Raw genomic sequence first — 13,502 nt, 5'->3', positions numbered from 1 at the left:
GGACTCTTGATTGAAACTTCTGTTTTCCATACTCATCTGCTGTCTATCGCTAAGCATCAACGTTGCCTATGCAAACGATGCCGTATTACAACAAGCCTATGAGTCACGCCAAAGCGATATTCAAGTTCAGGGTGACGGCCAGGTGATTCGCATTCTTCCCGATGACAACGATGGCTCACGACATCAGCGGTTCATCCTCAGGCTCGACAGTAACCAAACCTTGCTGATTGCGCATAACATTGACCTGGCACCTAGAATTACGGCACTAGCCGTAGGTGACACCGTTGCGTTTTTCGGAGAGTATGAGTGGAACAGTCAGGGCGGCGTTCTGCACTGGACGCATCATGACCCCAACGGACGCCATGCCGATGGCTGGCTGAAGCACCAGGGCCGGACCTATCAGTAAGTTGAAAAACATAGCTGTCGCTGAGGTGGCACCGCAACGAGGAATATAACATGAGCGAAAAACTGGTCATTGTCGCAAGAATTGAAGCCAATACCGGCAAGGAGAGCCAGGTCCGCACTGCGCTGTCCAAACTGATAGAGCCAACGCTGAAAGAGGCAGGCTGCATTCAGTATGATTTGCACCAGGATAACGACAACCCTGCCATTTTTCTTTTCTATGAAGTATGGGAAAACCGCGAGCTTTGGCAAGACCACCTGAAGAGCCCACACATTGGGGCTAACCAGGCAGCAACTGAAGGTGCTGTGGCGTCTGTCGTTATCAGTGAAATGACGAAGCTCTGATTACCAGCGTTGCATTAAGACTGAGGTTGATCAACACTAGACTTGCCCCTGTTTGATCCGGATGCCTGCATCCGGATCAAACAACCGCACCGTCCCGCACATACTCACCCGGCGGTATCCCATAACGCTTCTTAAACGCCCGAATAAACCCACTCTCCGATTCAAACCCGCACGCATTCACTACCTGCTTGAGTGGTCGCTGATGAATCAGCAACTGCACGGCTTTCTCCATGCGGTATTGCAGCAGTGACTGGTGCGGCGTTTTGCCCAATTGCGCTCGAAACAGGCTATACAGTTGCGAAGCACTGACATGAGAGGCAGCCGCTATGGCATCCACGGTAATGGGTTTGCTGTAGTGATCCGCAATGTAGGAGAGCGCCCTGTGCAACGAACGATCTGGCAGACTCGCGCCGGTATCAACCGGTTGGGAATGCACCTTACAGCAGCCATAAAGATACTGACAGAACTCGGCATCTATGGGGATGGGCTGGCCGGGTGTTGAATGGGCTGAGCGTGCCTGGTCGTAGTAACCCAGGGCATCGTCACAGAACTGGCGCGGACTGATGCGGCTGTGCCAGTAAGACACGCGCGACAGCGGCGGCTTGTTGACCGGGTCTGTTGCAAAGGCGAGTACCAGGCATTCGTAGTCGTCTGAGCGGGCGTTACTGAAGATGGTACGGTCACCACTGCGGTGCCAGACCAGATGGCCCGGGCCCACGGTATAACAGCCTCCCTCTACCTGGCATACGGCCTGGCCATCCAGCACCAGTTCGATCTCTTCACGCCCGGGCTGAATAATGCGGGACTGGTAGTGCTTACCGTCTGTTTTGAATTGCATTAGCGCCAGCAAGGCATTGACATGCGTCATCCCTAAATTCCTCACACGTGTTGTTGTTTTTGTACATCGTGTTTCAGGCTCTGCGGCTTTACGTACGAACCAGCCTTGAAAGGAGACTACACCCTGCCCGGTAAAATGTAAGCGCTTACATTATAACAAAGTGTAACCTGTGTAACCGGGGTGATACGCATAAAAAAGCCGGGCACAGGGCCCGGCAAACACGCAATGAAAGCGTGATGAGACAGTGTTCAGGTGATCAGTCGGTCAGAATCTGAACATTGTCTATCTGGAAGTGCACGTTGGCATGGTCGTCTGCCCAGATCGGCAGGATTTCCAGTATTGAGGTGATGTTGACGAAGTCCAGATCCGGGTAGTCCGCAAACACCAGTTCGTTGGTTTCCCAGACCCCTTCTGTCACCGTCAGCGCTACGTCGCCGGTGCTGCAGGTTTCAGTATTAGCGTTGCAGACAATCTTGCCCACCATGCCGGTGGCGCCGGCCAGGTCGACCGCTTTCAGGTCGAACTGAACCCGGCCTGTGGCCGCCAGGGAAGACAGATCCGTTGCGCCCTTCATCATCAGCTGTACGACACCTTTGCGATCCGCTGTAGCGCCGTACTGGGCGTCGATGACCAGGCTCTCGCCATCATCAAAGGCAGGGTCCAGTGTCACAAAGCTCGGGTCACCTGACCAGTCGTTGATGTTCGCGGCCCAGACAGAAGGTGCATTGAACACGTCGGTATCAGAGATAGCATCGATGTACACATCGGTCGCTTCGGTGATGGTCGGGTTTGGTTCGGTCGGCGCTATGGCTTCGCAATCCGGGTTTTCACCGGCGGTGAACGGTTCCCAGCGAATGTTTTCTATCGACAGGTCAAACGCATCGTCGGTATAGAGCAGGAAAGGCGTGTTGACGTTAGTGATGTCCAGGCCATCGTCGATCAGGCATTGCAGCGGCACCGAGACTTCAGACCACTCGCCCGGTGTCAGGTCGTTGATCAGGCTGGCAATGTCGATCTCGCCCAGGCACGGGTGGATGCAGTGAGCGCTCAGAGCCAAGGCATTCGAGGTCAGCGCCTCGTTTACGCGTACTCTGAATACGATGCTGGTTTCTGAATTGGCATAAGGCGAGAGATCCGTGCCAACAGCCGCTTCCTGATTCTGACTGTAGAACTGGCCAATACCCGCCCATTCAATCCGCTTGGCACTGTGCTGAACCGTACCATCCTGGGTAGTCACCGTCAGTTCGTTACCCGGCAGGGTGGTTGTAGCCGCCGGGTCGACACTGACCGGTACGCCACCCCAGTTAGAGGGGCCGCCAATGCGAAGTGTGTAGTCACCCTGGCTGGCGCCGTTGGTGAAAATATCGAGCGGTTCTTCGGTGGTTCCTGCATCAGACACATCGGGTGCATCACAGCCGGTTTCTGAACGGTCTTCTGCCAATACCGGCACGCTGCCGCCTTCGCCCGTCGTCAGGCCATAGCCATAGGCAAACAGAGGCGTTTCCCCATCGTTCCGGTTTACCGGTACCTGGCAATCGCTGGCGGGCCAGCTGTAGGAGAGCTTGCCGGTGAAGGGGTGATCACCAAACAGAACGTCGGCGACGCCCGCGCCTTCAGTACCTGGTAACCAGGAGGCGACAAACGCATCCGACAGGTTCAGTTGTGGGTTCATCCACAATGGGCGACCGCCAACATACAGAGTCACAATCGGTGTGCCCGGTGCACTGGCACGCAGGTCTGCCAGCAGTTGGGCGTCGTCTTCGTAGTGCTCATCGAACGCCATCGTATCGAACTTGGAGATGTCGCCGTTGCCTTCGGCGTACGGTGTTTCTCCGATAACGGCGATGATGACATCGAAAGTATCATCGGCTTGAGAACCGTCTTCGTTCAACGTCAGGTTACCGGTGCCCTCGCCCATCACGTCAACCAAACCATCAAAAATGGTGTCGGCATTCGGGAAATCGGCATTGGCATTACCGGTGCCTTGCCAGGTCAGCGTCCAGCCGCCGGTCTGGTTTTCCAGGCTGTTGGCGGAGTTACCGGCAACCAGGATGTTCAGGTCTTTGCCCAAAGGCAGTACACCACCCTCGTTCTTCAACAACACCTGGGATTCACGCACCGCTTCACGCGCCAGTGCCTGCACAGATTCACCGTGCATTAGATCGGAGTCGCCCGCGCCATCACGCTCGGAGGGCTTGGGTTTGTCGAACAAGCCCGCACGCATTTTTACGCGCAAGATGCGACGCACAGCATCGTCAATGCGCGCCATGCTGATGTCGCCGTCGTTGACCGACTGAATGGTGTTGGCGATGAAGGATTTCCAGTCATCCGGCACCATGAACATATCGATGCCAGCGTTCACCGCCTGCACGCAATCGTCATTGGAGCAACCGGTCACCTGGCCGTGGCCGTTCCAGTCGGATACGACAAAGCCATCGAAATTCATTTTTTCTTTCAGCACATCGTTCATCAGGTATTCGTGGCCGTGAATCTTCTCACCCTGCCAGCTGTTGAACGTGGCCATCACGGTTTGTACACCGGCTTCCAGGGATGAATAGTAACCTTGGCCGTGAACGTTGATCAGGGTGCTTTCATCGGCCAGGTTATCGCCCTGGTCATCACCCAGATCGGTGCCACCGTCACCAATAAAGTGCTTGGCGGTAGCAACTACATGGGATTCGGAGAAGTCACCCTGCAGGCCCTCAACCATGGCGCCACCGTATTGGAAAACCAGCTCACCGTCTTCCGAATACCCTTCATAGGTGCGGCCCCAGCGGTCATCCCGAACCACCGCCAGTGTTGGCGCGAACGTCCAATCGATGCCGGTGGCAACAACCTGTTTGGCCGTGGCTGCGCCGATGCGCCTGATCAGATCCGCATCGTTGGCGGCACCCAGGCCAATGTTGTGTGGGAACAGCGTGGTGTCATAGACGTTGCTGTGGCCGTGAACGGCATCGGTGCCCCAGATTAACGGGATGGCTGCTTTGCCATCGGTGGTGTCCATCGAGGCTGTCCAGTACTGATCGGCCAGGTCCACCCATTCTGCAATGCTGGCTGTCTTATCGTTGTTGGGCCAGGAGCCACCACCGTTCAGCACGGAGCCCAGGTGATAGTCGATCACGTCCTGAGGCGATGCACTTTTTATTTCCGGCTGTACCATCTGGCCGACTTTTTCTTCCAATGTCATGGTTGCCAACAAAGCATCAACTTCGGCTTCAATGGCCGGGTCGAGCGCTACTTTGCTGGTGATATCAGGCCAGTCGTTATGGTCGGTGCGGTAGCTGATGGATTCGCTGCCACCTCCACCATTGCCGCCGCCATTGCCATTGTCGTTATCATCTTTATCGGAGGGGCCGCAGCCCACCAACAGCGCCAGTGCGCTCACCGTCAGTACTGTGGTTATCTGTTTCATCGTAGTCCCGCTTCTTGTTGTTGGGATTCAGGTGTTCGTAGCTGGTATTCAAGCTAAGAGTCGAGCCAGCGCAGATCATGGAGGGTGTGATGCAAGCGGAACAGCGGATTGGAGTTTTGGTCAGTATTTCTGCAGAACGGGTAAGCCCTAACCCTTTACCATGCCAACGACTACTCAGAATCCAGGCGTAAAGGACCGGACGTATGAACCAGATTGAATGCAACAATAACCACAAGCGTTCGCCGGAAAAGTTAGCGATTGCAGCCGCTGTGCTGGCGGCTTTTTTGCTGTCGGGTTGCCTGGACACCACCACAGAAACCGACGTCGACACGGAAACAGACACCGGGGATCCAACGCCTGATCCAACACCGGATTCTGACCTTTCAAGGCATCATCCGGTGGACAAAAACTGGCGACTGGTGTGGTCGGATGAGTTTGATGGCTCAGCGATTGACCCGGCCAAGTGGAGCTACGAGCAAAATTGCTGGGGCGGTGGCAATAACGAACAGCAGTGCTACACCGACCAGGCGAGTAATGCGTTTATAGACGACGGTGCTTTGGTTATTAAGGCGATAAAAGAAAACTTCACCGGCCCCATTGCCAACCTGGAAGACCCCGCTTTTGACCCGAACGACACCCGCACCCTGCCCTACACCTCTGCTCGCCTGCGCACCTTGAACAAAGGCGACTGGCGCTATGGCCGTTTTGAGATCCGCGCGCAATTGCCCGCGGGTCAGGGCACCTGGCCTGCCATCTGGATGCTGCCTACCGACTGGGTTTATGGTGGCTGGGCGGCCTCGGGTGAAATTGACATTATGGAAGCGGTCAATCTGGAAACCCAGAGCGACGCAGAAGGTGCGGCGCCTGGCGCGCCCGAGCATCGCGTTCACGGTACCCTCCATTTCGGCCAGGAATGGCCCGATAACGTTCACTCAGGCACCTACTATGATTTCGGGGCCGATGAAAGCCCGGCCAATGGGTTTCATCATTACGCCATCGAGTGGCAATCCGGTGAGATTCGCTGGTATGTCGACGGGCAGCACTATGCCACCCAAACCGATGCCGGCTGGTATTCGCAATACCCGGATCCGGACACCGACGAACTGGTAATCGGCAGTGGTAGCGCCCCGTTCAATAAACCCTTCCATCTGATTTTGAACCTGGCCGTCGGTGGCAACTGGGCAGCCAATGTGAATGAGAAAGGCATCGACCCCGGGGTATTCCCGCAAACCATGAAGGTCGACTACGTTCGGGTGTACCAGTGCGATGTGGATGCCGTGACCGGTGCCGGTTGTGCGACTCGAAACCCCGATGCCGAGACAGTATCGGGTCATCAGCCCTGAAAACTTGACGCCCGGCCCCGGCTGAATAATGCTCGCGGTATATTTTGCGAGGGTAGCCGATGATCACCATGAAAGAGGTCTCCGACCTGGCGGGTGTTTCCCAGGCGACTGTGTCCCGGGTGATCAATGGCAGCGACCGGGTGACGGAGAAAACAAAAATCCGGGTAACCCAGGCGATGCAAGCGCTCGGGTATCGGCCCAATTCGGCGGCCCAGTCGCTGGCTTCCAGCCGGTCCAACGCCATCGGCATGGTGGTTTCCAAGTTAGAAGGTCCGTTTTACGGGCCGATGATGGCCGGGGTCGAAAATGCCCTGCGCCAGGCGCACAAGCACCTGATCATCGCCGCCGGGCACGGCGATGCCGACCTTGAACGAGAAGCCATTGAGTTTCTGGTCAACCGGCAGGTCGATGGGTTGTTGTTGATGGTGGAACGCCTCGAGGATGCAGAGCTGGTCGAGTTAAACCAGCGCGTGCCGGTCTTTCTGATCAACCACCCGGTGACTGCGCTCAGTCACCGTTGTGTGTCGCTCGATAACGAACTCGGTGGCTATCGCGCCACCCGCTATTTGCTGGACCAGGGGCACCGGCACATTGCCTGCATTATGGGCCAGATCTGGAAGCCGGATGCCCATGACCGGCTACAGGGCTATCGTCGAGCCATGGCAGAAGCAGGCATTGCAGTTTCGGATGACTGGGTCGTCAACACTTACTTCGAACTCGCCGGTGGGTACCATGCGATGGAGACCCTGTTCGAGCGCCAATTTGATGGAACGGCCGTATTTGCCGGCAATGATGAGATGGCCTTTGGCGTGTTGGAAGCCGCCGAACACCATGGCATTCGGGTACCGGACCAGTTATCCGTCATCGGGTTCGATAACAGCCTGACCGCCCAGTATGTAAACCCCAAACTGACCACCCTGCATTTCCCGATGTTTGACATGGCACAGGCGTCGGCGCGGATGGCGTTGGATGGCATTTACAACAAGGCGGAAAGCCAAGCCTCTCAGTTTGAACCCACCCTGGTTGAACGCAATACGGTTAGCCGCCCGTTTTCGCTGGAAACTGGCGCCCGCTAACGCACCACGCCCTCTGCCAGCAGCCGGGCCAGAATCGCTTCAGCTTTCTCCCGATCTGTCCCTTCGGTGATCACCTGCCCGCCCTGCCCCTGGGGTTTGGCGGTGGCGGCTTTCATACGCTCCGCGGCGGTGCCGCCTTTGGCCACGGCCAAGCGCTTGGGCCGGGGTTTTGCGGGGTGTTGTTGCCAGTTGGCACGGGCCTGGTCCGGCACTGCCGCACAAGGTTGAGAATCGATGTTACCTCTCTGGGCCGGGCCGAAGGCCGACTGGCGGGCCGGTTCAGCGGCCGGGTCGACACTGGCGACGAACGGCAGCGGTATGCGCAAGGCGCGTCGTTGCCCGCGGGGCAGTGCTTGCCAGACGTCGGCATGACCGTCTGCAATGGAGACCACTGACACAATGCGAGGCACCATGGGCCAGCCTAACTGAGCCGCCACAGCATAGGGCAGCAAGCCAGACCCTTCACCACACTCGGCACGCACGCCGGTTAATACGATGTCCAACTGATGGTCCAACGCCTGGTCACGCAGGTAACCGGCCAGCGCGGGTACTGCATCGGCCTCCGGGTCTGCATTCAGCACCGTCACATCATTCAACCCCATGCCCAAATACGCACGCAGTGACTCATTCCGGGCTGAGCCTACATGGATCAGGCGGGGTAATTCTGGTGAGAGTGAGAGCGCCAGCTCCACGGCACGGGCATCCTGATCGGCCCGGCGCTCACGGCGCGACAGCGGATGCTGACCGATAGAGACCAGAGCGGCAACCTTAAGGGGCTGAGCCAGGGCTTTGGTAAGCGATTCAGGCAACATGTCGAGCCTCTCTTTCATGAGCGGTGTCGCCCTGAGGGGCGATGCCTGTCTGACGTTCCGTCATCAGGTTCAGCAATTCAGCAAAGACGGCTTCGCTGTCGGCGATCACCGTCAAGTCGGCCCGGCGGACCATGTCGCAGCCGGCATCCAGGTTAATGGCGATAACGGTTTCGCACTGGCCAATGCCCTGCAAGTGTTGAATGGCCCCAGAAATACCGGCAGCCAGATAGACCCGCGCCGATACCCAGGTGCCACTGGCACCCACTTGCCGGTGGCGTGGCATATAACCATCGTCGACCGCGACCCGGCTGGCGCCTTCGGTGGCACCCAAAACAGTCGCCACCTGATGAAACTGATCCCAGTTACGCACACCGTTACCGGCAGCCAGAATAAATTCGGCTTCACTCAAGGCAATCTGGCTGGGGTCGACACTGACCGGGCCAAGGTCTTCGATAGTAACTGACACTGGCGCGGGTAAGGTGACCTCCAGGGGCAAGGCTTCGTGGCGAAGCTCTTCAACCGGGGCGGCGCATTCGGGAGCCAGTAGCAAAACGCGCGGCGTCGGCCGATGCCAATCGGTGAGTTGACTGCCACCCCGGCACACGGTGTTTTCAGTACTGACGTGCCAGGCCTGAACGGCCGCGCGATCACCCAACTGCACGGCCCAGCGCGAGCCCAGGTCCGCACCACCGTCGATGCTGTCTGGAAACAGCCAGAAAGCGGGCTGGTAGTGTTGCTCGGTGGCGTTAAGGATCGCCAGTTTGAGTTCGGGGCAATAGCCGGTTAAAGCCTCATTGTGGAGCTGGCTCAACTGAATGACCCGGTCGGCACCGGCTCCACCAAAATCGGTTTCCCGCACGTCGCCAAGCGCGATGGCCAATACCGCATGGGGTTCACCCCTAGCCTGCGCCAGTTGCTGGGCCAGGCCCAGCATATCCCGGTCATGACTGCTGAGCCGACCACCTGGCAGATCCAGAACGGCGGCTACATAGCCGAGCGGATCGGCAACCCGGTGCAGTGGTTTCTCTTTGGCTTGCACTCGGCCGGGCTGGCCAGCGGTAGCAAACCCAACCCCGCCCGGGTTCAGTCGATTCAGGCGTTTGCGCCCCTGAACCATCACAAAACCGGTTTGGTGCGGGTTGATCCGGCGCAGCCCGGTCGGGCCAATCGCTGACACTGTTGCCGCCGCTAATGCCTCGTGCTTCGGGTGCAGGCGGTTGCGCCGAATGCGCTCCAGGCGCGGGTTGCGTCTGATTCGAAGGCTCATGCTCGCTCCTCCGTTACCAGGGCGTCACTGACCAGTTCGGCCAGGTCTTTAATCTGCGGTCTTGGTTCCACCACCCCTTCGAGCATGGCCGTACACTGCTGGCAAGCGACGGCGATGGTGTCGGCCTCAACCGCCCGCGCATCGTCCACACGCATGTCGGCAATGCGGTGTTCACCGGGGATGTCGGTAATGGGTGCCCCACCGCCGCCACCGCAACAACGCGACCGGTAACCGGAGCGCGTCATTTCCTGCACTTCAATGCCCAGCGTGCTCAGCACCGAGCGCGGGGATTCGTACTCGCCATTATACCGGCCCAGATAACAGGGGTCGTGATAGGTCACGCGCCCCAGTGCTTTGGGTTGTACATTCAGGTGGCCCTGCTCCATCAGTTCGTTGATGAACATGCTGTGGTGCTGAACCCGATAGTGACCGCCGAAATCGCCATACTCATTGGCCAACACATGGAAGGCGTGCGGGTCGGTGGTCACGATGCGGTTAAACTCGTACCGGCTAAGCAGTTCGATATTGTGCCGGGCCAGCCGCTGGAAGGTGGCGTCATCGCCCAGCCGGCGGGCAACGTCACCGGAATCGCATTCGTCGTTGCCTAGCACGGCGAAGTCGACATTGGCAGCGCGCATCACGGCAACAAAGGCGCGCAGAATACGCTGGCTACGCTGATCAAAAGCGCCATCGCTGATCCAGAACAAGACGTCAGCTTTGCCCACATCGGCGATCAATGGCAACTCCAGGTCAGTCGCCCAATCGAACCGGCGTGCCGGGTCCAGCCCGCCTGGATTGTCGGTCGCGATCAGGTTATCCAGCACCTGAACACCGGCGCCCGGCGTTGCGCCACGCTCCTGGGTTAAAAAGCGCCGCATGTCGACGATGGCATCAACGTGCTCAATCATCATCGGGCATTCTTCGACACAGGCACGGCACGTGGTGCAGGACCAAAGCGTCTCAGCACTAACCAGCCCATCCACGATAACCTGGCCGGGGTTACCCTTGGCCTCGCCCACCGGTTTTCCCGGGTAGGCGCTGCCGTGGTAACCGGCATCGGTGCCACCGCTCAGGCCGACCACCATATCCTGAATCAGCTTCTTCGGGTTCAGCGGCTGACCCGCCGCAAAGGCTGGGCAAACGGCTTCGCAGCGACCGCATTGCACACAGGCATCGAAGCCGAGTAACTGGTTCCAGGCAAAATCAGAAGGCTTGGCGACGCCCAACGTGCTGTCGGTCAGATTCAGTGGCTTCAGCCCGGTGGATCGACCACCGCCAAACCGCTGTGGGCGCCGGTGAAACGCCAGATGCAAGGCACCGGCAAAGGCGTGTTTCATTGGCCCGCCCCAGCCCATGCCGACCAGCATTTCAGTCAGCCCCAGGGCCAGGCCGATCAGTAGCAGGCCACTGAAAACCCAGCCGACCAACCCGGCCGGAAACCAGTCGGCGGTCATCAGGGTGATCAGAAACAGCGACGTGGAAAACACCAGCAGGCTTTTCGGCAACCGCATCCAGGGCCCGCGCGACAGACGGCTGGGCGGATTCCGCCGACGCCAGGCGACGCAGCAGGCACCAACAAACATGCCCGCCGCACTGAGCAGCATCAGGCCGTTTAAAATAGAGGAGTCGACGCCAAACCCATGCACCACCAACGCCAGCGCTAAAGCGGCAACAAAGCCACCGGCCGTTGCCACATGGGTGTTGGCGATAAAACGGTCGCGCTGCACCACATGGTGCAGGTCGACCAGGTAGCGGCGCGGCATGGCCATTAAGCCCGCCACAACCGCCACCGGTTCGTTGCGGCCTGCACGCCAGGCCAGCACTCTACGGGTAGCCCCAATCAGCATCAGCGCCAGAGCGCCAAACAGCAATATGGGCAGTAACCAGTCAGTCAGCATCCAACACCTCTCGCGTCCGTTTGCCGGTTACAGATCCTTGCACAAGCGCAAGGCGTCGTAGATGGCGGCGTGGATATTGCGTTGCGATACTGCATCGCCCAGCCGCCACAGAATCATGCCGTTTTGAGGTTCGCTCAACACCGGTTGAGCGGCATTGGCATACAGGGTTTCAACATCAATCTGGCCCTTGTTGACGGACTCCGGTTTAAGTTCGTAATACAGGGATTCATTCGGTCGGGTGCCATTCTCGATGACCACCTGGTCCACCACCCGTTCTTCCTGCTGACCGGTGTATTCGTTTTCCAGAACCGCGATCTTCTGGTCGCCTTCGGTATACACCTGAACCAGATTGAGGTCCGAGGTCATTACGACCTCCTTCTCATACAGGCTGCGATAGTAGGTCGGGAAAGTGGTGCCGCCGATGCCCACACCGGGCTTGGTGTCGTCTGTCACCAACTCCACCAGAGCGCCCTTGGCCGACAGGTAATCGGCAACAGACATGCCACTGAATTCACAGATACTGTCAAACACCAGGACATTCTTACCCGGCTCGACGGCACCGCTGAGGATATCCCACGAAGACACCACCAACCCTTCGGCTGCGCCCCATTTCGTTTCCTGATCAATGAACGGCTCGCCGCCTGTGGCAAGAATGCAGACCTCGGGCTGTTCGTCCCGGATCAGCGCCGCATCGGCGCTGGTGCCCAGGCGAACATCCACACCCAGGCGGGCCAGTTCCAGTGCGTACCAGCGGGTAATACCGGCAATCTGATCCCGTTGCGGCGCCTGGGCAGCCAGGGTAATTTGCCCACCCAGTGCATCCGCCCGCTCGACCAACGTTACTTTGTGGCCACGTTCAGCGGCTACCCGGGCTGCTTCCATTCCGCCGGGGCCACCGCCGATAACCAGCACGGTACGAACCGGCCCTTCGGTTTTTTCAATGATGTGCGGCAAGCCCTGATATTCACGTGAAGTGGCGGCGTTCTGCACGCACAACACGTCCAGCCCCTGATACTGCCGGTCGATGCAGTAGTTGGCACCGACGCACTGACGAATCTGGTCGATCTGATTCATCTTGATCTTGGCGATGATGTGCGGGTCGGCAATGTGCGCGCGGGTCATGCCCACGAAATCGACATAGCCCGCATCCAGAATCCGTTCGGCCTGATTCGGATCTTTGATGTTCTGAGCGTGAATCACCGGTACATCGACAACGGTTTTGATGCCTGCGGCCAAATGCAAGAACGGCTCTGGCGGGTACGCCATATTGGGGATAACGTTGGCCAGAGTGTTGTGTGTGTCGCAACCGGACCCAACGACGCCGAAAAAGTCGACCATGCCCGTTTTGTTGTAATAGGCGGCAATCTCTTTCAGGTCTTCATGGTTCAGACCATCGGGGTGAAATTCATCACCACACATGCGTATTCCCACAGCAAAGTCAGGCCCAACCGCTTCGCGTACGGCTTTTAATACTTCCATGCCGAAGCGCATGCGGTTTTCAAAGGTGCCGCCCCACTGATCGGTACGTTTGTTGACCCGGGGCGACCAGAACTGGTCGATCATGTGCTGATGCACGGCCGACAGTTCAACGCCGTCGAGACCGCCATCCTGAGCACGCTTGGCAGCGCGGGCGAAGTCGCCGATGATGCGCCAGATCTCTTCTTCTTCGATGGTTTTACAGGTGGCGCGGTGAACCGGCTCGCGAATGCCGGAAGGCGACATCAGGTTGGGCCAGTTCTCACCATCCCAGCGCGAACGACGACCCATGTGGGTGATCTGAATCATGATTTTCCCGCCATGGCGATGCACAGCGTCGGCCAGATTCTGGAAGTGCGGAATGATCTTGTCGGTCGCGAGATTCACCGACTTCCACCAGCTTTGCGGGCTGTCGATGGAGACCACACTGGAGCCACCGCAGATGCACAACCCGCACCCGCCCTTTGCTTTTTCTTCGTAATAACGAACGTAGCGGTCCGTTGTCATGCCACCATCGGTCGCGTAGACCTCGGCGTGGGCGGTACTGACTATCCGGTTACGGATGGTCAGTTTGTTAATGGCCAGAGGCCGGAACAAGGATTCAAAATTGGCCATGGTCAAACTCCCGGTAAC

The 13,502-nt window shown here is 58.2% G+C and carries 10 protein-coding genes; 4 read left to right on the top strand and 6 right to left on the bottom strand.

Annotated elements, in window-relative coordinates:
* Positions 1–10 precede the first annotated feature (10 nt).
* Positions 11–406: a DUF3465 domain-containing protein gene (locus tag ACHUE7_RS12755; protein WP_394170306.1), complete on the top strand. Its 396-nt coding sequence runs from the start codon at positions 11–13 to the stop codon at positions 404–406.
* Between the two features lie 50 nt (positions 407–456).
* Positions 457–747, top strand: coding sequence for a putative quinol monooxygenase (locus ACHUE7_RS12750; protein WP_394170305.1), 291 nt, complete (start codon positions 457–459; stop codon positions 745–747).
* Positions 748–823: 76 nt separating this feature from the next.
* Here the strand turns inward: ACHUE7_RS12750 and ACHUE7_RS12745 are convergent, their stop codons facing one another.
* Both ACHUE7_RS12745 and ACHUE7_RS12740 read right to left on the bottom strand, forming a co-directional pair.
* Complete coding sequence (locus ACHUE7_RS12745; RefSeq protein WP_348473930.1) at positions 824–1,615, bottom strand: helix-turn-helix transcriptional regulator; 792 nt, start codon at positions 1,613–1,615, stop codon at positions 824–826.
* Positions 1,616–1,841: 226 nt separating this feature from the next.
* Entirely contained in the window at positions 1,842–4,997 is a 3,156-nt protein-coding gene (locus ACHUE7_RS12740) for a glycoside hydrolase family 3 protein (RefSeq protein WP_394170304.1), read from the bottom strand.
* A 203-nt stretch (positions 4,998–5,200) separates the two neighbouring features.
* Between ACHUE7_RS12740 and ACHUE7_RS12735 the strand changes: the two genes are divergently transcribed.
* The gene (locus ACHUE7_RS12735; protein ID WP_394170303.1) at positions 5,201–6,340 is read left to right on the top strand and encodes a glycoside hydrolase family 16 protein; all 1,140 of its coding nucleotides are present in this window, start codon (positions 5,201–5,203) and stop codon (positions 6,338–6,340) included.
* Between the two features lie 59 nt (positions 6,341–6,399).
* Complete coding sequence (locus ACHUE7_RS12730) at positions 6,400–7,416, top strand: LacI family DNA-binding transcriptional regulator (RefSeq protein ID WP_394170302.1); 1,017 nt, start codon at positions 6,400–6,402, stop codon at positions 7,414–7,416.
* Here the strand turns inward: ACHUE7_RS12730 and ACHUE7_RS12725 are convergent.
* The 4 genes from ACHUE7_RS12725 to ACHUE7_RS12710 are packed head-to-tail and all read right to left on the bottom strand — an operon-like array spanning position 7,413 to position 13,484.
* Positions 7,413–8,246 (bottom strand): adenine nucleotide alpha hydrolase family protein, encoded by an 834-nt coding sequence (locus ACHUE7_RS12725; protein ID WP_394170301.1) that lies wholly within the window; start codon positions 8,244–8,246, stop codon positions 7,413–7,415. The genes ACHUE7_RS12730 and ACHUE7_RS12725 overlap by 4 nt on opposite strands.
* The gene (locus ACHUE7_RS12720; protein WP_394170300.1) at positions 8,218–9,495 is read right to left on the bottom strand and encodes an electron transfer flavoprotein subunit alpha/FixB family protein; all 1,278 of its coding nucleotides are present in this window, start codon (positions 9,493–9,495) and stop codon (positions 8,218–8,220) included. The genes ACHUE7_RS12725 and ACHUE7_RS12720 overlap by 29 nt, the downstream gene beginning before the upstream one ends.
* Positions 9,492–11,393, bottom strand: a complete 1,902-nt coding sequence (locus tag ACHUE7_RS12715; RefSeq protein ID WP_394170299.1) for a (Fe-S)-binding protein — start codon at positions 11,391–11,393, stop codon at positions 9,492–9,494. The genes ACHUE7_RS12720 and ACHUE7_RS12715 overlap by 4 nt, the downstream gene beginning before the upstream one ends.
* A gap of 27 nt (positions 11,394–11,420) precedes the next feature.
* Positions 11,421–13,484, bottom strand: a complete 2,064-nt coding sequence (locus tag ACHUE7_RS12710; RefSeq protein ID WP_394170298.1) for an oxidoreductase — start codon at positions 13,482–13,484, stop codon at positions 11,421–11,423.
* Between the last annotated feature and the right edge of the window lie 18 nt (positions 13,485–13,502).

The sequence above is a fragment of the Saccharospirillum alexandrii genome (genome assembly GCF_043641555.1).
Classification (GTDB): domain Bacteria; phylum Pseudomonadota; class Gammaproteobacteria; order Pseudomonadales; family Natronospirillaceae; genus Saccharospirillum; species Saccharospirillum alexandrii_A.
The sequence above is the reverse complement of the archived record's forward strand: the minus strand, read 5'-3'. Positions and strand labels throughout refer to the sequence as shown.